General features: G+C 39.2%; 26 protein-coding genes. 3 read left to right on the top strand and 23 right to left on the bottom strand.

Features of this window, described 5'->3' with window-relative positions:
- Positions 1-87: 87 nt before the first annotated feature.
- The 15 genes from HMPREF1534_RS11140 to HMPREF1534_RS11210 all read right to left on the bottom strand — a co-directional run bounded on the left by HMPREF1534_RS11140 (position 88) and on the right by HMPREF1534_RS11210 (position 13328).
- The gene (locus HMPREF1534_RS11140; protein WP_005939413.1) at positions 88-1293 is read right to left on the bottom strand and encodes a type I restriction endonuclease; all 1206 of its coding nucleotides are present in this window, start codon (positions 1291-1293) and stop codon (positions 88-90) included.
- 11 nt (positions 1294-1304) lie between these two features.
- Positions 1305-1523, bottom strand: a complete 219-nt coding sequence (locus HMPREF1534_RS11145; protein WP_005939411.1) for a hypothetical protein — start codon at positions 1521-1523, stop codon at positions 1305-1307.
- Complete coding sequence (locus tag HMPREF1534_RS11150; protein WP_005939408.1) at positions 1520-2008, bottom strand: DUF3990 domain-containing protein; 489 nt, start codon at positions 2006-2008, stop codon at positions 1520-1522. The genes HMPREF1534_RS11145 and HMPREF1534_RS11150 overlap by 4 nt, the downstream gene beginning before the upstream one ends.
- The gene (locus HMPREF1534_RS11155) at positions 2005-2220 is read right to left on the bottom strand and encodes a DUF3791 domain-containing protein (protein ID WP_005939406.1); all 216 of its coding nucleotides are present in this window, start codon (positions 2218-2220) and stop codon (positions 2005-2007) included. Before HMPREF1534_RS11155 ends, HMPREF1534_RS11150 begins: the two co-directional genes overlap by 4 nt.
- Positions 2217-2948 (bottom strand): restriction endonuclease subunit S, encoded by a 732-nt coding sequence (locus HMPREF1534_RS11160; RefSeq protein ID WP_005939404.1) that lies wholly within the window; start codon positions 2946-2948, stop codon positions 2217-2219. Before HMPREF1534_RS11160 ends, HMPREF1534_RS11155 begins: the two co-directional genes overlap by 4 nt.
- Complete coding sequence (locus HMPREF1534_RS11165) at positions 2914-3492, bottom strand: restriction endonuclease subunit S (RefSeq protein ID WP_005939401.1); 579 nt, start codon at positions 3490-3492, stop codon at positions 2914-2916. Before HMPREF1534_RS11165 ends, HMPREF1534_RS11160 begins: the two co-directional genes overlap by 35 nt.
- Before the next feature lie 19 nt (positions 3493-3511).
- On the bottom strand, positions 3512-5605 hold the full coding sequence (locus tag HMPREF1534_RS11170) for a type I restriction-modification system subunit M (RefSeq protein WP_005939398.1): 2094 nt from the start codon (positions 5603-5605) through the stop codon (positions 3512-3514).
- A 13-nt stretch (positions 5606-5618) separates the two neighbouring features.
- Positions 5619-5831: a helix-turn-helix domain-containing protein gene (locus HMPREF1534_RS11175; protein WP_005939395.1), complete on the bottom strand. Its 213-nt coding sequence runs from the start codon at positions 5829-5831 to the stop codon at positions 5619-5621.
- Positions 5832-6225: 394 nt separating this feature from the next.
- Positions 6226-7251, bottom strand: a complete 1026-nt coding sequence (locus HMPREF1534_RS11180; protein WP_005939392.1) for a site-specific integrase — start codon at positions 7249-7251, stop codon at positions 6226-6228.
- A gap of 227 nt (positions 7252-7478) precedes the next feature.
- The gene (gene mnmE / locus HMPREF1534_RS11185) at positions 7479-8870 is read right to left on the bottom strand and encodes a tRNA uridine-5-carboxymethylaminomethyl(34) synthesis GTPase MnmE (protein WP_025066772.1); all 1392 of its coding nucleotides are present in this window, start codon (positions 8868-8870) and stop codon (positions 7479-7481) included.
- Between the two features lie 10 nt (positions 8871-8880).
- Positions 8881-9366 carry a GAF domain-containing protein gene (locus HMPREF1534_RS11190; protein WP_005939383.1) on the bottom strand — a complete coding sequence of 162 codons (486 nt, stop codon included), beginning with the start codon at positions 9364-9366 and terminating at the stop codon, positions 8881-8883.
- Positions 9367-9375: 9 nt separating this feature from the next.
- Positions 9376-10254, bottom strand: a complete 879-nt coding sequence (locus tag HMPREF1534_RS11195) for a nucleoside phosphorylase (RefSeq protein WP_025066771.1) — start codon at positions 10252-10254, stop codon at positions 9376-9378.
- 152 nt (positions 10255-10406) lie between these two features.
- Entirely contained in the window at positions 10407-11405 is a 999-nt protein-coding gene (floA, locus tag HMPREF1534_RS11200; protein ID WP_005939378.1) for a flotillin-like protein FloA, read from the bottom strand.
- Positions 11406-11436: 31 nt separating this feature from the next.
- On the bottom strand, positions 11437-11904 hold the full coding sequence (locus HMPREF1534_RS11205; RefSeq protein ID WP_005939376.1) for an NfeD family protein: 468 nt from the start codon (positions 11902-11904) through the stop codon (positions 11437-11439).
- Positions 11905-11915: 11 nt separating this feature from the next.
- Positions 11916-13328 carry a PD40 domain-containing protein gene (locus tag HMPREF1534_RS11210; RefSeq protein ID WP_005939374.1) on the bottom strand — a complete coding sequence of 471 codons (1413 nt, stop codon included), beginning with the start codon at positions 13326-13328 and terminating at the stop codon, positions 11916-11918.
- 142 nt (positions 13329-13470) lie between these two features.
- Here HMPREF1534_RS11210 and HMPREF1534_RS11215 point away from each other — a divergent pair, with 142 nt between their 5' ends.
- From HMPREF1534_RS11215 to HMPREF1534_RS11225, 3 genes are read left to right on the top strand one after another with little or no spacing between them, the layout of a single operon-like run.
- Positions 13471-14217 (top strand): ATP-binding protein, encoded by a 747-nt coding sequence (locus tag HMPREF1534_RS11215; RefSeq protein WP_018452672.1) that lies wholly within the window; start codon positions 13471-13473, stop codon positions 14215-14217.
- A 7-nt stretch (positions 14218-14224) separates the two neighbouring features.
- Positions 14225-14437, top strand: coding sequence for a DMT family protein (locus HMPREF1534_RS11220; protein WP_005939369.1), 213 nt, complete (start codon positions 14225-14227; stop codon positions 14435-14437).
- A gap of 32 nt (positions 14438-14469) precedes the next feature.
- Entirely contained in the window at positions 14470-14841 is a 372-nt protein-coding gene (locus HMPREF1534_RS11225) for a DMT family protein (RefSeq protein WP_005821429.1), read from the top strand.
- A gap of 64 nt (positions 14842-14905) precedes the next feature.
- On the opposite strand, the gene HMPREF1534_RS11230 is transcribed toward HMPREF1534_RS11225, so the two are convergent.
- The 8 genes from HMPREF1534_RS11230 to HMPREF1534_RS11265 form a co-directional block, all read right to left on the bottom strand.
- Positions 14906-16114: a hypothetical protein gene (locus HMPREF1534_RS11230; RefSeq protein ID WP_005939366.1), complete on the bottom strand. Its 1209-nt coding sequence runs from the start codon at positions 16112-16114 to the stop codon at positions 14906-14908.
- Between the two features lie 9 nt (positions 16115-16123).
- On the bottom strand, positions 16124-16462 hold the full coding sequence (locus HMPREF1534_RS11235) for a hypothetical protein (RefSeq protein WP_005939364.1): 339 nt from the start codon (positions 16460-16462) through the stop codon (positions 16124-16126).
- A gap of 39 nt (positions 16463-16501) precedes the next feature.
- A complete protein-coding gene (locus tag HMPREF1534_RS11240) occupies positions 16502-16855 on the bottom strand; it encodes a hypothetical protein (RefSeq protein WP_005939362.1) in 354 nt (117 codons plus the stop codon).
- Between the two features lie 746 nt (positions 16856-17601).
- Positions 17602-18189 carry a tyrosine-type recombinase/integrase gene (locus HMPREF1534_RS11245; protein ID WP_005939360.1) on the bottom strand — a complete coding sequence of 196 codons (588 nt, stop codon included), beginning with the start codon at positions 18187-18189 and terminating at the stop codon, positions 17602-17604.
- A gap of 155 nt (positions 18190-18344) precedes the next feature.
- Complete coding sequence (locus tag HMPREF1534_RS11250) at positions 18345-18791, bottom strand: JAB domain-containing protein (protein WP_005939358.1); 447 nt, start codon at positions 18789-18791, stop codon at positions 18345-18347.
- A gap of 85 nt (positions 18792-18876) precedes the next feature.
- Entirely contained in the window at positions 18877-19896 is a 1020-nt protein-coding gene (locus tag HMPREF1534_RS11255; RefSeq protein ID WP_005939356.1) for a DUF3871 family protein, read from the bottom strand.
- A 358-nt stretch (positions 19897-20254) separates the two neighbouring features.
- Entirely contained in the window at positions 20255-21070 is an 816-nt protein-coding gene (locus HMPREF1534_RS11260) for a hypothetical protein (RefSeq protein WP_005939353.1), read from the bottom strand.
- A gap of 697 nt (positions 21071-21767) precedes the next feature.
- Positions 21768-22676, bottom strand: coding sequence for a hypothetical protein (locus HMPREF1534_RS11265; protein ID WP_005939350.1), 909 nt, complete (start codon positions 22674-22676; stop codon positions 21768-21770).
- Between the last annotated feature and the right edge of the window lie 147 nt (positions 22677-22823).

Genomic DNA, 22823 nt, shown 5'->3' with positions numbered 1-22823 from the left:
TAAGTGAAAACGCTGACATGGCAAAAACCTGGGCAACAAAATGTTGCTCAGGAACTTATAAAAATAATTATCAATTATGTTGCGGAATTAAGGTATATATGGGAACTTATGCACGATGGTAATGATAATCTTCTTGCCGTCCTGCAAGGCATCCTTCAATGTCTGCGAAGAGTCTGCCCAGTCCACAAGATTAGACAATCGCTTGAAGGAGTTGATGTTGTCTCGAATCTGGGTATCAAGATTCACGCGGTCGGTCACAACTATCACTGTGTCTAATATAGGGGTAGTGCCGTCAAGCAACCCCACAAGCTGGTAGGCAAGCCACGTGATGGAATTACTCTTGCCACTGCCTGCCGAGTGTTGGATGAGGAATTTCTGTCCGACACCACCTTCACGAGTGGCTTTGAGAAGCTGACGAACACAGTCGAGCTGATGGTAGCGAGGCCAAATGATGCTCTCTATTGTCTTCTTTTCTTTTTTGCCAGTCTTCTTGTTCTTTACTTCTTTCTCCTTAAAAGTGATTTGGGCGTAGTTCTCCAAGATGTCAGAGAGAGAACGTTTACCAAGAACTTCCTCCCACAGGTAAGCTGTGCGCACTCCATTTGGGCTAACAGGATTACCTGCACCGCCATTCACGCCTTTGTTGAATGGCAAGAACCATGAGGCGTTGCCTTTCAGCTCCGTACACATCATGATGTCGTCATCGTCCACGGCAAAATGTACGGCGCAACGGCGTTTTTGCAAAATTAGTGCCGTCGGGTCTGCTTTCGGGTCTCTATCTTCTTTATATTGCTTGATGGCGTTTTCCACGGTCTGCCCTGTATAATGGTTTTTCAGCTCCATCGTCATGATTGGCAGACCGTTCAATGATATGTACACGTCAATGCTGTCCGTTTTCTCCTTGCTGTAATAGAGCTGACGGGTTACGCAGAATATGTTCTTGTCGTAGTATTGCTGTGCAGTTGGGTTGAGTGCCGATGGAGTGGGATAATACATATCAAATATCTCAGATATGTACTTGAAACCCTTGCGCAGCACGTCCGTCACACCACGCTTGCTTAGGGCTGCACTGAACCTGCTGAAAAACTTTCGTTCCTCAGTAGGAGAGGCGAAACACGCCGTGTTCTTCACCTTTTCTTTTTGTGTAGAGAGGATGAATCGTTTCACTCGTTCCATGTCCAAGCCAAACTCCTTGTTGTAGTCGCTTGATACGCCTTCCTCATAACCTTGGTGGTCACGAAGATAGCTGACGAGTATTGTTTCGAGTTCCTTCTCTGATATGTCTGTTGGCATACGCTTTCAATTTAAAATTCTTTCTTCAGCTCATTGTATAAGTCCACTGGTCCCAAGTGCCAGTATTGGGTACTTTCGGTGGATAGCTTCTTATAGAGTTTTGAGCGATATATACGGTTGATTGCATCCGTAAGGCTTATGCCCTTGTCTTCTGAGAGCCAAGGGGCAAGCCATCCTATCTTTAATGGCAGCAACATATACAAGTTGTCTTGCGTTATTTTTGCATTCATAATTTTATAATTTTTGATTCTACAAATTTAATGGCAAGCAGCGATTTCTCCGTGTGGAAAAGATACTGGTCAACCAATTTATATGTCTTCAACTCTTGAATGAGAGTAGGCATACTGATGATGCCGCCTTCATAGAGTGTGAACTGAGTATAAACGCTATCGTCTGCCACAGGACCATACACGATGTCATAGTCGTGGGTGAACTCCCTCTCGGTACGGTTTTTCATTACGAAATTCACCCATTCCTCTGTTGGTTTCTCGAAGAAAAGTGACTTCATGTCATTTATTACTTCGTCATCCAACTCATAGACATTCACATAACCAACAGATAATCCTTTATCTTTCATCCTTCGCTCTACCCATTTCTTAGCCTGTTCGTAAGAGGTTGTTGTGTAGAAGCCAGAGCCATAGTCAAGAGAACGGTTTGGCTGACGTATCTCTGGGTTTCTAACTTCCTCGATACTTCCATGATATACTTTGCTCATTTTCTTCTTTCGTTTATCATTTTATCAATTTCTTCAACCAGCCACTGTCCGCCTTGTGTGTGAAGCACATCATAGAACTCACAGAAATGCTCTGCGATGCCATATTGCTCAAACAAATTCACAACATCTTCAGTAGCCATATTCTTTGCTTTTGCGTATTGCTCTATGCAGAACGATACAAACATTGCTTTGTCTTGCTGTTCCTTGTTCATTGTTGTTCTCCTTTCTGTGGCTTTGCCACACATATCTGCCCTGTCACTACATCACTTATCAAACGTTGTTTGAATTCCTTGAGATAGTCAATCTCTGTTTGGAGGTCTGCCATGCAACTGTCTATCTTTGATAGCTTGGCTTCTATGTAATCAACAATGGCTTGCTGCTCTTCAAGAGGTGGCAACATTATAGGTATAGCACCAACTTTATCCCAACTACGGAAATCACTTGTATTTTGCCGAACTCCGTTTGATATGAGTTTAAATACCTTAGATAAAGCCATAAATTGAAGATAAAATGCAACAAATTTCTTGTTTTGATTACTATCACAAACATGAACAACAGGAGTACACATTCCATCATAGTCAGATATGGCTATTGCCCCATGCCACGTATCCATGCCATGTATAAGCAAGTCCCCTTTGCAAACTCCTTGATAGATGTCATTGTTGTCTGCAACAAGTCCCATCTTGGTATCACCTTTCTTTATAACTTTTCCTTTATTAGAACAAACAAGCAGTTCAGCATCTTCCGACTTTTCTCTGTATAATTTAACTAAAATATGCTTTAGTTTTGTTGTTTTCCAATGACTCGGAATTTGGGGTACCCAAAATATGCCCGAATCTTTCATGCGAACATTCGGGTTTAATCCTTTTGTGACAACATTTGCAATCTCTGATTGCTTTAAACTGTCAAACAGCTCTCTCTCTCTCTCTTGCGGAAACATATTGCTCAATTTTAAGGGTTTTATCTTTCAAATAGTCAACAATTCTCTTTTGCTCTTGCATAGGAGGATAATGTGCAGGTATGCTAAACAAGTCATCCGTATATAAACGATTGAATCCAATAGCTACGCCTGTTGTCTTTTTGATGAACTCAGACACATACAATGGGGTCTTAAACAAATATTCAAGATATTCTAAATCCGCTCTGCCTGTTCCGTAATATACGGCATAGTCTGGACTTACAAGTCCATCGTAAGCAGACAAAGCAAAGACGCCCAAATGGGCTTTTAGCTTGTTTAATACCATATCGCCTTGCCTTGTACGTTTTGCTCCAACATAAGAAGTGGCAAGATTTGTAACGACATCCATTTGTGAGGTTGGAATTAAGCCATACTTCTGACTCATTGAAAGAGGTTCGCCAATGCCATCTTCCGATTTGTCAACTCTCTCACGAAGTAGATGTTTTACCTTAACGCAACTCCAATGGCTCGGAATTTCTCCAATCCATCCCACACCGCTGTCTTTATATGATTCATATTTTTTCATACACAAATATCATTAACGGTTAGACGTTTAAAATATCTTTAAGTACGCCTTTCAGTCTGCCCTCTATGCCGTTGATATCGGTTGTGATGTCGGCAATGGTGCGCAGTTCTACAGGCTTGTAAAAGTACTTGGTGAACGACAACTCGTAGCCAACAACCACATTTGCAGCATCGTAGAACGCATCGGGCGCATACGGTAGCACTTCCTTTTCCATGAAGGCATCAATACCTCCAGGGTAGAGGAGCGGCACTTGCTCTGTGTCACGCAATGATGGGTCTGTCACGACCGCACTGTCACGCTTTGTCGGCTTAGCGAAGCAAACATCAGCCTTGTCATTGTGCTTGCCGAGATATTGACGCACCAATTTCACCTTTGACGCAGGCACTTTCACTCTCATCTGTTCCAACATCAAGAACAATGCGAAATCACCCACGGTATGACCGCCCAAGTTTTCTTTCCATGCCTCAACCACTCGCTGCAAAAGTTCCACATCGCCCTTGTTTTTCAAGTCGGGCAGTGCGATTTCGTCAAGGTTCTCATAAACAAGACGAAGAGGTCTCTCCACGGTCACGCTATAGTAGCCAAATTCCTTATTCGGGAAGATCTTGCTTTTCTTTGTTTCTTTGAAGTCGAGCAGCATCTTGACAATTTCGTTGCGGTCCGCTTCGTTAGTCTCGCAGTTCTTCTTACCAAGGTTCTTGCGCAACGGAGACTTGATGTCGGTTGCATCAATCAACTGCACATATCCTTTGCGGCGTTCCTCCTTGCGGTTGGTTACTACCCAGATGTATGTGCCTATGCCTGTATTGTAAAAGTCGTTTTCTGGCATGGCTATGATAGCCTCCAGCATGTCGTTCTCGATGATGTACTGGCGCAGGTTGCTTGCTCCGCTTCCTGCATTACCCGTAAAAAGTGAGGAGCCATTATGCACTTCCACGATTCTCGTACCCTGTTCCGTATCATCCACCATTCGACTGAGGTTGTTGGCAAGAAACAGCATCTGGCAGTCGCCGATGTCGGGCAAGAATGTTATATCCTTGCGATTCTCGCCATTGCCTATGGCGATATTAAAGCGAGAGTCCGTAAACTTTGCCTTTTCTGTCTCCTTCAATCCACGTTTCTTCAAGTCCTCTTTCCACGGAGTGCCGAAAGGAGGATTGGAGATGCAGAAGTCGTATGTTTCTCCAGCATGACCGTCACGAGAAATAGTGGAGTCGAAAGCGATATACTCTCGTTCCTCACCAGCGTAGTTGTATTGGAAAGATTTGATATGCCCCGAAATCATAAGGTCTGCCTTGCAAGTTGCATAAGTGTCTGGCAATAGTTCCTGTCCGTAAATGTTGATTGCCACATCTTTCCCCTGTTCCTTGCCAATCTGCTTGATGCGCTCTTGCGCAATGGTTAGTATTCCGCCAGTGCCACAAGCTCCATCATATACGCTGTATGTTGTAGCCTTTATCTTGTCAGCAACAGGAAGTACGGCAAGGTCGGCAAGCAGCTTCACGTAGTCTCTTGGTGTGAAATGTTCACCAGCCTCTGTCACGTTGTTCTCTTCGTTGAAGCGTCGCAGGAGCTCCTCAAACATCATTCCCACAGTGTGGTTGTCAAGAGCAGGATGCAAGAGATTGCCCTCGCCGTCAAAGACAGGCTTTGAGCTGAGGTTTATTTTGTCGGACGTGAATTTCTCGATGATACTTCCCAAACGCTCCGCTTCCGTGAGGTTGTCAACAACCTGTCGAAGGTGCAGCTTTTCGATGATGTCGAGCACATCCTTGCTATAGCCGTTCAGATATTCAATGAAGTTCATTTTAAGGCGAAGAGGGTCAATCTCGCTTTTCAAAGTCTTCATCGTAAACTTGGAGGTGTTGTAGAATGGGTAGCCAGTAATGTCATACAACACTGGCGCTTGGTTTTCTATCTTGTTTTTGTCAAGCTGTTCTTTCATCTGTATAACAGCATCCTTTGTCGGTTCGAGCAGCACGTCAATGCGGCGCAACACCAACATAGGCAGAATGACCTTCTTGTAATCGCCTTTGTTGAAAGCGTTCACAAGTACGTCATTGGCTATGTTCCAGATAAACGAGAACAAAAAGTTATATTGTGACTGTTCCATTATGTTTTGTCTTTTATTTAGCACTACGTTCTTTCTCGTCCGAGATAAGTTCCTTCATATCCACAGACAATATTTGTGCAATTTCAAGAAGCGTTGTAAGGTTTGGTTGGGTACGATTGCACACATAGGCATTGACCGTACTAAAACTCTTGCCCATTTTCTTGGAAAGCCAAGTTTGGCTTATACCTTTCTCCTCTAAAACTGCCTTTATGCGATTTAACTTCATATTTTTATTGCATTTTACCCTACAAAAATAATAATTTATTGCGATAATCTATCATAAATAGGCAAAATTTTAGCATTTTATAAGGTGATTTTAGTCGAAGATGCTACAAATCCCACTTTTTATGCTTATTTTTGAAACTTTATGGTTCTGTTTTTAGGTCTTGACTTGAAAGCAATGTCGTAATTTACAAAAGAGATAGACAATCAATGTTCACCTCTTAAAAATATGTAAATTAAGAGCAAAAAAGATAGTTTCTCAGATTTTAGATTTATCTTTGCACTCGTAAATAAAGCGTTCTTTGTATATTGCAAAGTTCTGAAAGAAAAAGAATATAGCTCGTTTCTAAATCGTTAGCAGTTACATTCTTTTAAATACTTAATTCGTTGATATTCAATCAATAAAAGATTTTGTTGTGACTCCCGCAGTGGAAGGTCAGATTCTTATTGATATTGGCAGCCATGCTCCAACGCTGTAATTCCAATGAAGTCCAAGCTCCGTATGTAAATCCTGTAAAGACGGGATCTTCCGGGTTGCCTCTTTCACCGAGGTATTTTTCTGCCTGTGAGGAAATGTCAAGATACTCTTGTCCGCCAGTCTTCTTTTGTTTGAAGACGATTCTCGTGTAATCTCCAAATTTTTGAACTTCGCTCCATGTGAGTTTCTGAATATCGCTTTTACGAAGTCCGGTCAGGCATGAAAAGAGGAAAGCTCTTTTTAGAATAGGATAGCGGCAAGGAGTAGCAGCCAACTGTTTTACCTCTTCCAAGGTCAGATAGTCACGCTTTACTTCTGCGGCTTTGAATCCCTCGATTCCACGCAAAGGATTTACAGGTATGATTCTTTCATCGTAAGCCTGGTTGATACAGGCGCGGAGCTTATTGAAATAAGAGACTTTTGAGTTTTGGGACAATCCTTGAAACACATCCCTTTCCCTACGTGGACCGGTACGCTTGTGAGTGTCTTTTTCCACATTGTTCAAAAAATCCTTGAAGCCGTTTATAAACTCCGGAGTAATATCTTTGAATGTGGTTTTCTCATCACAATAGATTTCGAGATAACGCAAGCAGCTTCTCCAGTTACCCCAGTTTCCTTCAGATTCCGGATTCTTGTGTCTTTCTTCAACCATCTTCCGATAGTATTCCAAAAAAGGAGTATCTTCTTTGAATTGGCGAGTGAAAGAATACTCTCCGTTCTGCATTTCAATGAGGCGTTTGGATTTTATAGCCTGAGCGGTTGCCAATGTCTGTCTGTTCTGCTCACGCTCCAGTGGAGTAGTGGCATCGATCAGATAAAGTTTCAAATACTCTTTCTGACGTTTACCATTTCTGTAGATGTCGAGATACAAGCTCACGTTACCGTTTGCCAACTTCTTTTCCCGTAATTTTACGGGCTCTTTCTGGATTGTTGTTTTCTTAGTCATAGCCTGTTCCTATTTTAATGAGAGATGTGATTCATTGTCTTCGGGGGACAGAATTTTGTCCCTCGTGTCCCTTATGGGGGACAATCTGGGGACAAAAATACAAAAAAAATATGAAAACAGGCAGAAAGTATGGAGAAAAAGAGAAAATACAAATTCTCATAAAATCATTGATTTATCGCATTTTACGGATTTATATTTTCTCTTTTTATGCTTTTCTTTTCTTTGTATTATTTGCCGATGCAGAAGTTTTTAAATATATTTTCAAGCACTTCATCATTAGTTACATCTCCCACAATATCTGAAAGATGGAAGATACATTGTCTTAAATCCTCGCTTACCAAATCTCCTGGTAGATCCGATTGTAATCCTTCCTGTACTCTATGAATGGAGTTCAGGGCTTGGACTAATGCTTCGTAATGTCTTGCATTTGTGATAATAATATCATTAAGACTGATTTCCGGCAAAGTAGCTGCTTGCACTAATTTCTCTTCCAAAGTGGTTATGTTTTCTCGTTTCTTGGCGGAAATAAATAACTTCTCCGTTTCAATATTGGCAAACATAGTTGCTAGTTCTTCTTTTTGTATGGGCAGTAACAATTCTGATTTATTGAACAGAATAATCAGTTTCTTACTTTGGCAATGCGGAAGAATTTCGGTTTGTAACTCTTCGAGCCGCCCTTTGACATCTGTAGAGTCTATCATCCATAAAATGATATGGGATTGTTCCATTTTTTTAAAAGTGCGCTTTATCCCTAGACTTTCAATGGTATCGGATGTCTGACGGATGCCTGCGGTGTCAATGAACCGGAAGGTAATGCCTTGTAAATTTATTGTATCCTCTATCACATCGCGGGTGGTTCCATGGATATCGCTTACAATGGCTTTTTCTTCATTTAGCAATGCATTCAATAAAGTGGATTTTCCAACGTTCGTTTCTCCGATAATCGCTACCGGAATACCGTTTTTGATGGCATTTCCTACGCTGAAAGAGTGTGCTAATCGTGCAATGACTTGTTCGATATGGGCAGCGAGTTCGTTCAGTTCACTGCGGTTGGCAAACTCCAATTCTTCATGGTCGCTAAAGTCCAGTTCCAACTCCATTAACGAAGTGAAGTGTAGCAACCGATTACGTAGTTCGGCAAGTTCTTTACTGAATCCACCGCGCATTTGGCTCATTGCCAGACGATGACTTGCAGCAGAAGAAGAAGCGATTAAATCAGCTACGGCTTCGGCTTGGCTCAAGTCCATCTTTCCGTTCAGAAAAGCACGTTGGGTGTACTCACCAGGCAATGCGGATCGGCATCCGCTCTGGATGAGGAGTTGTATTACTTGTTGTAAAATATAGGATGAACCATGACACATGATTTCTGTGCTGTCTTCACCGGTATAAGAATGGGGGGCACGGAATAAAGAAACCAATACTTCGTCGATAACTTCTCCTTGTGGAGAAAGGATTTTTCCGAAAGTAAGAGTATAAGGCTTTCGCTCGGTTAATGGTTTTCCTTGTACAGGGATAAATAGGTGTGAAGTTATTTCAATAGCTCTAGGACCGGATACACGGATAATTCCGATGGCTCCTCCTTGAGCGGTGGCAATTGCACAGATAGTATCTTGGTTTATCATTTTCATCTTAATAGTACAATGTTTTAGCTATGACGGCAGCTACTTTTTCCAAGTAGTAGCGGTCTATTTCATTAAAAGAGTTTAATACGTCGCTATCAATGTCCAACACTCCTTTTACTTGTTCATCAGCAAGGATAGGGACTACTATTTCGGAACGGGAGAGGGAGCTGCATGCAATGTGTCCGGGGAATTGTTCCACATCAGGTACTATCAGTGTACGAGATTCAGCCCATGAAGTTCCGCATACTCCTTTTCCTTTGCGGATATGGTAACAAGCGACACTTCCTTGAAAAGGACCGAGAATGAGTTTATCATTTTTGACTAGATAGAAACCTACCCAAAAAAAACCAAAGGCTTCATGAAGGGCGGCACAGGCATTGGCAAGAACACTAACTTCTTCCTTTTCGTTCGAAATTAGAAGCTCGAATTGGGGTAGGAAGAGGCTGTAGCGTTCTTCTTTATCAGTAGTTGTTTGTTTGAAATTGGCTTCCATCTGTAGTGATTATATTCGTTCTAAAACTTTTTTTATCAGTTCGTCAATAGAATTTTTATATCCTGTGTTGGCTTCCTTTATTAATCGGTTAGCAATAACCATACATACAGTCATCGCTTTGTGACCCATTAAGCGTGCAAGCCCTGCAAGTGCAGAACTTTCCATTTCGAAGTTAGTGATATGGTATCCCTCATATTCAAATTGTTCAATTTTTTCATTTTGTTTGGGATCGGCCAAAGGGATACGGAGCTCCCGTCCTTGTGGTCCAAAGAAGCCTCCGGCTGCGATAGTTACCCCGCGAATCATATCATTTTGTGCGATGCGGTCAATGAGTTCTTTGTCTGCATTAATAACGTAAGGATGTGCGATGCATACATTGCCTTCCCAACCCATATAATTGATGAATGCTTGTTCCATTTTGAGATCACATACTTCATTACGGCCGGCATAAAAATTAAGCAATCCATCAAAACCGATAGACTTTTCTGAACAGATATATGTACCTACAGGAGTATAAGGTTGCAAACCTCCACAAGTACCTATGCGTACTAGTTGCAGTTGGCGTAACTTATCTTTCTCATAACGGCTTTTAAAATCGATATTAGCCAAAGCATCCAATTCGTTCATTACGATATCTATATTGTCGCAGCCAATACCTGTAGAAACTACCGTAATACGTTTATCTTTATAGGTTCCGGTAATGGTCTTAAACTCACGACTTTCTACTTCACACTCTATGGTGTCGAAATGGGAAGCTACTAAAGCTACACGACCCGGGTCACCCACAAGAATTATTTTATCTGCTAGTTGTTCCGGCTTTACATGAAGGTGAAAAATAGAACCATCAGGATTGATAATCAATTCAGATTCGGCATAATATTTTTTCATGGCCATTGCTTTTAATTGTTTTTATAATAAATATTTTTTCAAAATAATAGAAGAAGATCTATGGATGCATACATTTGATATCTTTTCGGAATATCGGGTAACTTCATGAGAGCTTGCTTCTATGGTAGATATAATCAGTACGTCCTAAGTTATTATTTGCTTAACGGTTCATTGCCGAAACTTGTTTCGGGTTTTGCAATATTTTCGCGCATGGAGGTATCTGCCTGTATATTTTTCATACGATAATAATCCATGATGCCTAGATTGCCACTACGAAATGCTTCAGCCATGGCTTTGGGTACTTCAGCTTCTGCTTGGATTACGTTGGCGCGTGCTTCTTCGGCTTTCGCTTTCATTTCCTGTTCCAGTGCGACTGCCATGGCACGACGTTCCTCAGCCTTGGCTTGTGCGATATTTTTGTCTGCATTAGCTTGATCAATTTGCAAGGCTGCACCGATGTTTCTACCTATATCTATATCCGCAATATCGATTGATAGAATTTCAAAAGCTGTTCCGGCATCCAAGCCTTTGCGGAGTACCAGTTTGGAGATTGAATCCGGATTCTCCAATACCGATTTGTGGTTCTCGGACGATCCGATAGAGGATACGATACCTTCGCCTACACGTGCCAAAATGGTGTCTTCTCCTGCGCCACCTACTAATTGACGTATATTAGCGCGTACGGTAACGCGTGCCTTGGCTATCAATTGGATACCATCTTTTGCTACGGCAGTAACAGGAGGAGTGTCAATTACTTTCGGATTGACAGACATTTGCACGGCTTCAAATACATCACGACCTGCCAAGTCAATTCCTGTTGCCATTTGAAAAGAAAGTTCGATGTTAGCTTTAGAAGCAGAAACCAATGCGTGTACCACTTTTTCTACGTGTCCGCCTGCCATATAGTGTGCTTCCAGCTCGTCGCGAGTGATAGTACTCAAACCGGCTTTATGCGCTTCAATCATTGCCGGGACGATGACGTATGGCGGGACATTTCGGATGCGCATTAAGAATAACTGTATTAATGAGATGCGTACACCTGATACTTTGGCTGAAAGCCAAAGGAAGAATGGTACATAATGAAAAAATAATATTACAAAAATAATTCCGCCTCCAATGAGAATGAAGGGAAGATAGTTGGGTTCAATCATGGTAATTCGTATTTTAGTGTGAATATTTATGTTATTTGAGTTTACGTACAATGACCGTATTTTCTACGATACGCTCTACATAGATAGGTGTTTTTTCATCTATCAGTCCGTCGGCAGAACGGACTTCTATAATATGTCCGCTTATCTCAGCATTACCGATCAAGGCTAGACGAGTAACTGTGATACCTTTGTTACCGACTTTAATATTCAATCCTTTCAATGGGTTGATTTTATAGTCGAGGCTTTTCTTTAAAGATAGTTTATCCATTGTCTTGGAATGCATAAACCACGCGGTGATACCGATACATCCCACAGCTGAAACTGCCAGTGTAAGAAAGCCTGCTTCCGGCCCTAAAGCGGAAAAGGCATAATAATTAGCATACAAGATACAAATAACTGACGCTATTCCGGCAATACTAATACCTGGAATAAGGAATACTTCTACAATAAAGAGAAGTAGACCGGCCAATATTAGAGCGATGATAATAAGTGCTTCCATTTTAGCTTGTATTAGTGTTTTAATTTCTTTATCTCTTCGTTTCGTACGTTCAGAGTAAGCTTTTCAATTTCTTTCAAAAGCTGTTCGGTCCGTTTTTCTAAGTCAAGTATGCCGGGAGCGAGGGCTTTCTTTTGTGAACGATTGCTTTGAGCATATTGCTCTCGTTTCTCTTCAAGATTTTTGGAGAGCATATCATAATCTTTTTGCTTCTGCATCACTTGTTGGTATGCGGCTCGTGCAGGGGTGGAGCGGAAATCATTGAGAGTGTGATAGACAGTGGAATCATCTATTATAAATAAAAAGTCTCCTTCCTTCTTTTCCGTATCTTTGGCATATATCAGGGCAGCTAACTTTTGTTTGGCAATACGTACTTTATCTGTATCTTTCCAAGTGGTTCGGATAGAACGCAAGCTAGCTGCCTCTTTAAGTGTTGTCGGGTCAGTATTTTCATAATCGTATACTACCTTCGTTTCATTTGGAACAAAAACATAAATACAGACCTTGTCTTCAGGTTGATAGCGGTCGGATGCAAACCATCCTAAATTATTTAATTCATCAATGACATACATATAATCATTGGCCGGTGAATTAAAGGGCATTCCAATATTATCCGGTCGTAAGTAGCTACTACTTTCTGAGTCATAGCGAGTAACAAATATGTCATATCCACCCAACGAGCCTTCTCCATCAGAAGCATAATATAGTGTTACTCCGTCTGCCATCAGATAGGGGTAGTTGACATTTCCCTGTTCATTCAGGGTATTTAAAGGTTCCGGATCGCTCCAGTTATTTATCAGCTTTATGCGTGAGTAAAGTTGCATTTTTCCATCAGGGTCTTGATCACCATAAATTATTTTATTACCCATTTCTGACTGGTAAATAGTGCCTGCGATGGAGTTGTCTTGATGTAAAGTACCTGATTCACGACTCACTTTATATGCTTTCAGAAATTCGTTCTTGTCTACCACAAAGCTATCTATTACGGCTACGTCTTCCACACCCTTAATCATGCGTGCGCCTTGTTTGATAATTTCTAATTCGGATTCAGCTGCTTCGGTTGGTCGTTTTTTCTTTTCCAGCCATTCGATGTGTTGCTCGTAGTTGTCCACTGCATCTTCGAAGCGGTACATATCATAATATAGCTTTCCCAGATATTTGAATGCATCAATCACTTTGCGTGCCGCACTTTTCTCCAGATAGGGTTGTGCTTCAACTTTTTCTCCGGTTTCATAGCAGCAAGCACCATACCAATAATTATAATTGGCATTGGATGGGGCCTTTTTCACCAAACTCTGAAACACAGGTTTGGCCTTTTCAAATTCTCCTTCAAGGAAAAGTTTTTTAGCTTGTTCGAGGTTTTGCGCCATCATGCTGCTCGTCAGCCCTAAGGCAAACAGGCAGGCTATGTATCTTTTGCGTATCATTTTATCTGCAATATTTGTACTATTCTAAATTCAAAAATACAATATTTATTGGAATTATGCCACTTTACTTCATTCTATTTTATGAAATCTTCCATAAATCATTCTTTTCATGTATTTTTGTGCCCGATTTCTAAAAACAGATATGGCACAATTTACGGAAGAAGATAAAATAATGCGCCGTGTGGAGCAACGCTTTAACAAGGGGATGGTGAAATATCGTCTTATTGAAGATGGAGATAAGATATTGGTTGGTTTGTCCGGAGGTAAAGATTCGTTGGCGTTATTGGAATTGTTGGCAAAGCGTTCTCGTATCTTAAAACCACGTTTTACGGTTATGGCAGTACACATTGGCATGACGAATATTCCTTATCAGTCCGATTTGGAATACTTGAAGAATTATGCTGAGGGTTTGGGAGTGCCATTTGTGTATTTTGAAACATCGTTCGATTTGTCAACTGATACTCGTAAATCTCCGTGCTTCCTTTGTTCGTGGAATCGGAGGAAGGCTCTTTTCACAGTTGCTAAAGAGCATGGATGTACTAAGATAGCATTGGGGCATCACATGGATGATATTTTGGAAACATTGTTGATGAATATCACTTTTCAAGGGGCATTTGGAACTATGCCGCCTCGGTTGGTGATGCGTAAGTTTGACATGACTATCATTCGTCCCATGTGCTTGGTGCATGAGTCTGATTTGTCAGATATGGCTCGTGTTCGGGGGTATCGTCGGCAGATAAAGAATTGTCCTTACGAAAGCCAGTCAAATCGTTCGGACATGAAAGAGGTGTTGAAATCTTTAGAGAAATTGAATCCCGAGGCACGTTATAGCTTATGGGGAAGTATGACAAACATACAGGAGGATTTACTTCCTGATAAAATAGATTAAGAACAAAATGGTATCTCAAGGTATTTATTCAATCATTTTATTGATTTTTTCGAATGTGTTCATGACTTTTGCATGGTATGGGCATTTAAAGATGAAACAGGAATTCAGTTGGTTTGCGGCACTTCCATTGATTGGCGTGATTGCTTTTAGTTGGGCGGTTGCTTTTTTTGAGTATAATAAAACGGAAAAACCCAACTGGAAATTTAACACTTTATGTTGATATATAATAATGTATAGTAGAATTAGAATAATATGAAAGCTCTCTACACAATTTTATTGCTTATAGTATCAAATGTCTTTATGACTTTTGCTTGGTATGGTCATTTAAAGATGAAGCAGGAATATTCTTGGTTTGCTGCTCTTCCTTTGATAGGTGTAATAGCCTTTAGTTGGTCAATAGCTTTTTTTGAGTATTCTTGTCAAATTCCAGCGAATCGCATTGGATATGTAGGTAATGGAGGACCATTTTCATTGATGCAGTTGAAAGTTCTTCAAGAAGTAATAACTCTTATTATATTCACAGTTTTTACAACTGTATTCTTTAAAGGTGAAGCTTTGCACTGGAATCATATAGCTGCCTTCGTTTGCTTGATATTGGCTGTTTATTTTGTATTTATGAAATAGTTATAGAAAAGAGCAGCATAAGAGTTTATTCAAATGCTGCTCACTTTTAGTATGCGTAAATCTTTTATTCCACTCTCTGATAAGAGTACTTCTGACCTGTGGGTGTTACTCCATCAGCTTCCAATTCCTGCACTGATAAGGTCATAGAATTAAGTAACAGAATATCATTGATAATCCATTCTTCTTCATCGCTGTACATTTCATAGAGCTTGTTACCGTCTATCTTGTACTTGCCCACTTCCTTGTAAGAGCTATCTTCTGTACTTGTATATTCAAATGTACTGTCATTTTTATAAGTTACATGGGTGGCGATAGCGTTACCACTTGTCATTTTCCATTTGCCTATAATGAGAGAAGTATAATTATCCTCTCCTTTAATTGTACCGTTGTCAATATTTACTTCAAATGTTACATCCTTCTTTGTCCCATCGTAATGGATAATATTGACATTGTACTTCCAAACTTGCTTGGACTTATCTTCTACACTTACCTCAATTTTGGCATCAGCAGGTTCGTTGCTAAGCTCTGCGACTTTAACTTTCCAAAAGTTTTGACCTAATTTGAAACTTCTTCTGCCAACGAAGAAACCTTCTTCGTCTCTACAAGTAAATATAGCTTCTTGGTGTGATATAAGGTCAGAACTGTAAACTGTTCCTACATTTTGATAGCCAAAGCCTTTCTCTGCTACGTAAATAGTATCACCAGACAACGAGTAACAGCATTTACCATTTATGATAGAATTTTCGTACCATGCACCTATGCCAAATCCACTATCTTTGAGTTGAATTTCTTTTGTTTGTGAACTTTGCTTAAACAGTAAGGCGTGATAGCTATAGTCTTTCCCAAAGCTGTAACTTAATGATGCTACAAAGTCTTGATTGAATGGCATTGCTTGCAATAGAGTTATCTGTTGAATAGTGACATCTTCATATTCTCCATAACCTTTGTATATCCTATGATTTCTATTAAATGGCAACTCGTCAGTCCAATTAATGATGGGTGATTTGTCCTCTACCTTGAATGATGCAAGCCATAGTTTGTCATCCTTTAGTCCAGAGAAGTTTGCTTGACCTAAATTGATAATAGTATTATTTCCATGTTCAAACAGACTTAGTAATTCAATATTCTGATAGTCTGTAATTCCATATTCCAAGCACATCTGTTCTACATTGTTTAAGGGTGGATTAACCTCCAATTCATCATCCCCACAGGAACTAACTCCCATGCTTAATGCAACCAATAGAGAGGTTGCTAATAATCTTATTGTTCTCATTGATATTGATTAAATTAATGTTGCGAATATGATAAGTTGATAAAGACTGTCGAAGTCTGTACCACTAATCCTCACAGGTAATCCCATGAATATATTAGACCACCAAACTTCTTTCTGTAACGATGAAAGGTTTGTCCCACGGCATGCTATAGCTTTTATATTATCTTCTGTGTCAGTTAATAATATCATTGAAGTTATATAAGCTCCACAAGGAAGTTTCATGTTCAAATCATTTAGTGAAACTTTCTCATTGTATCTTCCTGTCATATCATTCATTCTTTGTATCGCTCCATGATATTGCAGCTTCTTAATGAATTGATTTAGATTGTGTTTAGATTTATCTTTCATATATTATAATTGAATGGTTGTTATTCAGAATTAAAAAAGTTAGAAGATAAAGTAGTAACTATCTCTTCCAATCTTATCCTTTGTTATTGTCTTGAATGGAACGCCATAAAGCATGCCCAATCGCTGACATATTTCTAATAATTTAGGCGTTGTATGAGTGGTCTTAACGGCTACTAAGCTTAAATCATCTTTTTTATTCAAGTACATGTACAAGTCTTGGTGTCCTAACTTATTGTTTTGAAGCCATATGCTAATTTGATAATCGCAAGTAAATGGTTCATCCAAAACTGAATTAGATGTGTTATAATCGTTCTCCATTACTTGATGAACAATATTGAATTGGTTGAATCTATTTGTAATCTGTTGAATAAAGGTTGCAGTTCTCTTATCCATTATCATTTTATTCTTGTGCCTACCTGTTCCCTATGGATAAGCTATTATAAAATAAAAGAGCATGGGAACTATTGAATATTACCCTATTTGAGGCTCTGGACTGCCCTAAGTTAAGTAATAGACAATAGCCCATGCTGAATGTATATATTCACTACTCCATAAAGATGAAGCAGGTATATAGCATTAGCATGAGCATATTGAACTACTATCCCTAACTTATGAAATTGTCCAGATTCCAAATAGAGGATAATTCGTTATGCTCTCATTAAATTATGTCCTTCCAACTCCCTATCTCATTAGCTCGTTGGAATTGGTGCAAAGATAATGAAAGGTTCTAAATTAATAGGCATGAAGTGAGGACAAATAGTAATTATCGTGCCATTAAACATAGTCTGCATGAGATATTTAGTCAGAGTTGCATCTAAACTCTCTAAATCCATGTGGGTATCAAATTCACTTCTTCCCATATAAGGACTAAATTCTGAATATTCTTACCAACCATGAATTATCATCTTTAAGTCAGCATATTGTTGGATATTCAAGAAGTGCTACCTGCGACATTATTAATAAGAGTTGAGATAATTCTAAAGTCTGTAAACTTATGGAATAGAACTACTTCTATAAAGCTGAAATGCCAAACTACTAAGATTGGACTTTAGATATATCTAAGCTCAATATTCTATTGATTTGGGACAGAATCATTCAGACCACTATAAAGATGAATCTTAATAATCCTGTCCCAATAATCAGAAGCTCAAACAGTCATAAGTCTGTAAGATTTCTTCCTGCCTTAATCCCAAGTATCTTTTAGTAATGGCAACAGAACTATGGTTGAACAGTTCCATCAACTTTACTAATGCCAACTCTGCGTTATCGCTGTTCATGTTATAGACCTGCCTACCAAAAGTCTTTCTAAGCGAATGGCAGCTAAAGTTCTTAATCTTTAACTTGTACTTCTTCTTCACCTCTTTAAGAATGATATTGATTCTCTGGACTGTGAAGATAGTGCCTTTCTGACTTATAAGAATTGGCGCATTGATTCCAACTGGATTTATATGCTCGTAGCACTCTTTAATATGCTGCTGTAATTGGGGGTTCAGTCTGATAATTCTTACCTTACCTGTCTTTTGCTCAATTACTGTAAATTCGTCTGCACCTAATATCTGTTTCCACCTTAGAGATAGAATATCAGATATTCTTAATCCTGTGAAGCATCCCAAAGCTATAAGAAGTGAGATTTTATAATTCTCGTCTTTGGCTAACTTTCGTATGAGGTTCATTGCTTCAGACCATATAAGATAGTCTGCGGTTGTGCTTGAATATTTAAGTGACATAATATTCTGTTTTATAATGAAACGAATAGAAGTGAATATTAATTCTGAGTTGGATTTACTAACTCACTGATTACTAAAGGAACATTCACTAATAGTAGAAGTGAATATTATTAAGTAAGGACACCCAACTTAGAAATTGAGTGCCCTTTACCTTATTATAATTCTCCCTCGTCTGCGAAGCTGTAATATCCTGTATCTGTTAATATGAGGTGGTCTAAAACTGTAATTCTCATAAGTCTTGCAGCATCCTTGACCTGTTTAGTAATCTCCATATCCTGCCTACTTGGTTTCATGCTACCGCTTGGATGGTTATGTGCAAGAATAATGGCTACTGAATTGGTAAGCAATGCAGCTTGTAGAATTACTCTTACATCAGCACAAGTTTCAGTAATTCCACCCTCTGATATGAGAGTGTAACCTAAAACTTGCTTGGCTTGGTTTAAGAACAGGACTTTGAAGTATTCTTTGTAACAGATTGTACCCTCCTTATAGGTAGGAAGCAAGTATCTGTAAGCATCCTCTGAACTGACTACCTTATGCAGTTTCTTGAATTTGGGTTTGTAAGACAGTTCCACTTCACCCACAGTATAATCTATATCCATAATGTACAATGTTTAATAAGTTGGTAGAAATAAAGAAAGGACACCAAGTTAATGATGCCCTTTCCTCTCTCAATCAACAATCCACTCAGCCCAAGAACCAAGCGTATTCACTATCTCCTAATTTGGCACGTTGGATGCCTTGTACGAACTCTGTGCAGTTAAGATTCTTCTCCAAGAAGTTATCAATGTAACTTGACTTTACAGAACCATTGAGCAGGTTTAAGAGCTGCCAACCAGTAATGCTGTCTCCTGTACTTTTAAAGTTCGCATCAGAAACGAATGCTCTGCAAGCTGCATTAATTTGACTGTCACCCAACAATAGACGAGGTAAGCGTTTCTGTTGGTTGGGTGTAAGAGCTTGATATAATCTCATCCTGCCTATTATCTGACAAAACTCGCTTGTAGAGATTGACATCTGCCCAAGTGTCCTTAATAGATGCAGGTCTTTGGATGGGTTGTAAGCATGGAACAGATTCAATGCTGCTGCATATAGTTCCTGTACGCTTAGGACTTCTATCTTATCCTGTAAACCGTCAGTAGTAAGCATTAAATTTGAGCACACACGATTACGAAAGCCTATGAAGATTTTAAATCTCTCCACAGATTTCTTACTGTACAGGTTAATCTCGTTATATGCTCTCACTCCACCAATGGATAATGCTAAACGATTACCGTATTCATCATGTACAATGGATGGAATTTCAAAGCAGAAGCACATTCTCTGATAGAACAAAGTTTTCTCTTTATCAGTCAGTTCAGAAGCCTTCTTACCTAATGCACTTGGTATTCTACCATTGATAGGGTGTGAGATTCTAATCTCTGGCATATCAAACTGCTCTCCATGAAAGTAATCCTTAGCAGCATCCACTACTGCACCTATAAAGGATTGGTGGCTAATGGTTTCTTCCATTGATGCAAAACTTGGAATGATGCAGTCTTGTTGTAGATGCTGCAAGGTTACTTCCTGTGTATTTGCTTCAATGAAATGATTTACTCTTTTGGGTGCTGCAACTTCTTCTACAATGATTGCTTCTTCTGCAAACTCACCCATGTTTAATGATTCTCTACGCTGTGCCATAGCTGGCATAATTACTAAATCTCTCATAATGAAATTGAATTAAATGGTTATTGATTGAATGGATTTAACAAGAACAGACCTAAAACACAAGTGAATTTCTTCACCTGTATTTTAGGCTGTCCTATGTCTTTCCCTAAAGATTCTTTCAAAGGAAATGAGGAGCATTAGTAAATTATAGGTTGGTTGTGATAATAGTGCATCGTGCCTGTTCTTGGATTAATAAGAATGCTTATTTCAGTCAGCTATCAGACTACATTTCTAAAGCATTCTTTTTTATTTAAGAGCCATGAGGGGGTGTTTATGTGGGTAGGGGTGTCTCGTGTATAACTCTTTAAAATTGGAAATGCTGATAATGGTATGCTTATTGATGGTAGCTTAGACTGATTCATAGGAATAGGTCTGGTAGTTCTTCCTTGTCTTTTACCTCCTGCTTCCTGCCTACCAACCCATTTGATAATGATTTCATAAGAGCGTGCATATCCTTAACTCCCTCAAAATTATTCTCCTTGTACTTCTTATAAATCATGCACTCCCTTGAAATGGGGTTTCCTCTGCTCTCGTTAAATGCTATCATGTGTTCAAAGACTGCTTTCACTTCCTCCACATATTTATCTTTGGGTAGGTCTATAAGCAAACCTTTAGCCTTTAGTATGATTGAATCCCCAACTTCATCCAATAAGTCCATATCCCTTAGTTGCTCTATGTATCTGGAAATAGTGTCATGTCCCATGTGGATTAGTTCTTTCATTCTCCTTACAGGTAAAGTAATAGTATGGCTGTGTGGTTCTGCTGCACTGAACAATTTAAGGATGAATCCTCTTAGTTTTAAATCCAGAGTATTGTTGTATGAATCGTAAAACTCCCTGTTGATTCTTCTGTAATGCCCAAAACAGACTGGAGAGAATATATAATCTGTCCAAGTCCTGTCATCCCTGCCACTATCCTTTTTCTGTATAGTAACTTCCCCTGTGGCTCTTAACTTGTCATTGAATGATTTGGAACTCTTACCACCTTTATAGTTGGCAGGTTTATCACCAACAAATGATGCAAGCTGGTCTATCGTGGTGTCAGTAATCAATGTGTTTTTGTCTGCTGTCAATAGTAACACGTATGTCCTGTAAACATCAGCACAACCTAACTTTTGAATCAGATTGTTGCTCATTACTGTGTATTCCTTGAATGGTAGTTTTTCTTCGCTCATAAGGCAATCGCTCAATATGCTTAATTAAAATGATTTGGTTGGTCTTTAATAAGAATCTCATTTTAGAGGAACTTAATTTGTTTGACTTCCTAAGTTCGCTCAGCTTGTTATAGAAATGATTGTTATAAATCCACATATCATTGATTTTAGTCACTCCCAGCTTACAGATTACCTGTGTGGTGTCCGCAAGGACATTGCATAGGTCTTATTGGAATGTAGCGTAGGAATGTAGAGAGGGGGTGTTTAGACACGCAGTAAAAAGTGAATAAGCACACCTCCCAAATTTGACAATATGAATCTCTCAGTTTCAATTTTTATCTTGTCAGTAAGCCAACTTCTGTAATGCGATATAATAAGTAATAACCTTTCCATTCTTTTTTCTCCTTGTCTTTAGATAGTTATTAAGATTAGCCCACAATCCAATGTGAACCTTGTTATCTTTTATTCCCTGTTTAAGAGCCTTAACCCTTATCTGTTCATAAGTAAATTCTTCCATTTTAGATATTCTGAATAGTTTGTAGTCCGTCAATCTGTGTGGTGGGATTATCTGTTTGTGGTACTGTAAAGATAGTAATTCCATGAATGAGGGACTAATGATAAGACCACACATTTAGTAATCAGACTTGAGGCTATTCAGAATGTCTAAGAACTTGGGGAGAGTAAGTCCACCTGTCACATGGACTTTATTGTTAATTGGTTATGCGGTTTCTACAGGCTTGTTGCTATTCTCATTCATATATTGGAACCATTTCTCAAAATTCTTATAATATTGTTTGGCTTCAGCACTACCGTCTGGTTTCTGATTACTAAACCACACATCTTTGTCAATCATGGCAACTAACTGTTGGATTTGGTTAATCTCAGGTTTGTATTCATTGTAGAACAACTTAAATCCTTTAGCTAATCTTCCATTGTTATATGTGGATTCAGAGATTTTACTACTCTTGAAAGCCTTTAGAACTTTATCGCCTAACTCTTGGGTGGTTGCATTTAACTTTAAAGATTTAGGTAGTCTGTTTATGCCCATTTTAAGGTCTTTGGCGACATTGGCTTTAATCTCTGCTTGTCCTAATGTGTAAAAACTATAGATTACGTCAGACTTCAATCCTGTTTCTTGAATTTGTGCTTCAATATAATCAATTCTCTCGTTTCCTGTTTGGAACTTTGATTTGCTAAAGTCTTTATAATTCCAAGGTCTGCCATTGTTGATAGAAGCTGTAAATAATGCTAAACTCATATTCTCTGGCTTCTTAATGGTTTCAGTCATTTCTTCCTCATTAAAATCAAGAAAACCTTCTACCTCCAGTATGAACATGGCTATCATTCTGTGTTGTCCATCTACAGGAGCTTTAGCTGCTGCTCTTTCAGTAGCATCTGTAACCTCTTCTGTATTCAGCATCCAGTTGTCTATTGAAAGAGGTTTGGCATTGGACTTAGGTACAATGGAAACTTTTAATAATTTCTCTCCTGTTAAATCCTCGCTGCCAACTAACTTAATCTTACCCATTGCTGCATTGAAGCCATATTTCTCAATCATAGAATAGCACTTCTTTACATTCTCTGCTACGATTTCACGATTGCTGCCATAAAAATAAATAGTCATCATATTTTCTTTGCAGTTTTTAGACTGGTGCGCTCCAGCTTTAATTGATTTTGATGTTGCAAAACTACTTGCTTCTGGGCTGATTAAAAGAGAGAAATTAATGAGTGGTTTTACTTCCCCTCTTAATTGTCAGCTCGTCCGCTATCGTTT

It is taken from the genome of Phocaeicola massiliensis B84634 = Timone 84634 = DSM 17679 = JCM 13223 (genome assembly GCF_000382445.1).
Lineage (GTDB): Bacteria > Bacteroidota > Bacteroidia > Bacteroidales > Bacteroidaceae > Phocaeicola > Phocaeicola massiliensis.
This window is presented reverse-complemented; position numbering and strand designations above follow the sequence as displayed.

Coding starts and splice junctions, on each gene's coding strand:
- HMPREF1534_RS11245 (WP_005939360.1), bottom strand. CDS start 18,189: ATGTCACTTAAATATTCAAGCACAACCGCAGACTATCTTATATGGTCT.
- HMPREF1534_RS11205 (WP_005939376.1), bottom strand. CDS start 11,904: ATGGAAGCACTTATTATCATCGCTCTAATATTGGCCGGTCTACTTCTC.
- HMPREF1534_RS11225 (WP_005821429.1), top strand. CDS start 14,470: ATGAAAGCTCTCTACACAATTTTATTGCTTATAGTATCAAATGTCTTT.
- HMPREF1534_RS11230 (WP_005939366.1), bottom strand. CDS start 16,114: ATGAGAACAATAAGATTATTAGCAACCTCTCTATTGGTTGCATTAAGC.
- HMPREF1534_RS11155 (WP_005939406.1), bottom strand. CDS start 2,220: ATGAACAAGGAACAGCAAGACAAAGCAATGTTTGTATCGTTCTGCATA.
- HMPREF1534_RS11165 (WP_005939401.1), bottom strand. CDS start 3,492: ATGAAAAAATATGAATCATATAAAGACAGCGGTGTGGGATGGATTGGA.
- HMPREF1534_RS11145 (WP_005939411.1), bottom strand. CDS start 1,523: ATGAATGCAAAAATAACGCAAGACAACTTGTATATGTTGCTGCCATTA.
- HMPREF1534_RS11210 (WP_005939374.1), bottom strand. CDS start 13,328: ATGATACGCAAAAGATACATAGCCTGCCTGTTTGCCTTAGGGCTGACG.
- HMPREF1534_RS11260 (WP_005939353.1), bottom strand. CDS start 21,070: ATGAGCGAAGAAAAACTACCATTCAAGGAATACACAGTAATGAGCAAC.
- HMPREF1534_RS11195 (WP_025066771.1), bottom strand. CDS start 10,254: ATGAAAAAATATTATGCCGAATCTGAATTGATTATCAATCCTGATGGT.
- HMPREF1534_RS11240 (WP_005939362.1), bottom strand. CDS start 16,855: ATGGATAAGAGAACTGCAACCTTTATTCAACAGATTACAAATAGATTC.
- HMPREF1534_RS11265 (WP_005939350.1), bottom strand. CDS start 22,676: ATGATGACTATTTATTTTTATGGCAGCAATCGTGAAATCGTAGCAGAG.
- HMPREF1534_RS11215 (WP_018452672.1), top strand. CDS start 13,471: ATGGCACAATTTACGGAAGAAGATAAAATAATGCGCCGTGTGGAGCAA.
- HMPREF1534_RS11255 (WP_005939356.1), bottom strand. CDS start 19,896: ATGAGAGATTTAGTAATTATGCCAGCTATGGCACAGCGTAGAGAATCA.
- HMPREF1534_RS11175 (WP_005939395.1), bottom strand. CDS start 5,831: ATGAAGTTAAATCGCATAAAGGCAGTTTTAGAGGAGAAAGGTATAAGC.
- HMPREF1534_RS11160 (WP_005939404.1), bottom strand. CDS start 2,948: ATGTTTCCGCAAGAGAGAGAGAGAGAGCTGTTTGACAGTTTAAAGCAA.
- HMPREF1534_RS11150 (WP_005939408.1), bottom strand. CDS start 2,008: ATGAGCAAAGTATATCATGGAAGTATCGAGGAAGTTAGAAACCCAGAG.
- HMPREF1534_RS11180 (WP_005939392.1), bottom strand. CDS start 7,251: ATGACTAAGAAAACAACAATCCAGAAAGAGCCCGTAAAATTACGGGAA.
- HMPREF1534_RS11220 (WP_005939369.1), top strand. CDS start 14,225: ATGGTATCTCAAGGTATTTATTCAATCATTTTATTGATTTTTTCGAAT.
- HMPREF1534_RS11140 (WP_005939413.1), bottom strand. CDS start 1,293: ATGCCAACAGACATATCAGAGAAGGAACTCGAAACAATACTCGTCAGC.
- HMPREF1534_RS11235 (WP_005939364.1), bottom strand. CDS start 16,462: ATGAAAGATAAATCTAAACACAATCTAAATCAATTCATTAAGAAGCTG.
- HMPREF1534_RS11250 (WP_005939358.1), bottom strand. CDS start 18,791: ATGGATATAGATTATACTGTGGGTGAAGTGGAACTGTCTTACAAACCC.
- floA (WP_005939378.1), bottom strand. CDS start 11,405: ATGATTGAACCCAACTATCTTCCCTTCATTCTCATTGGAGGCGGAATT.
- HMPREF1534_RS11190 (WP_005939383.1), bottom strand. CDS start 9,366: ATGGAAGCCAATTTCAAACAAACAACTACTGATAAAGAAGAACGCTAC.
- HMPREF1534_RS11170 (WP_005939398.1), bottom strand. CDS start 5,605: ATGGAACAGTCACAATATAACTTTTTGTTCTCGTTTATCTGGAACATA.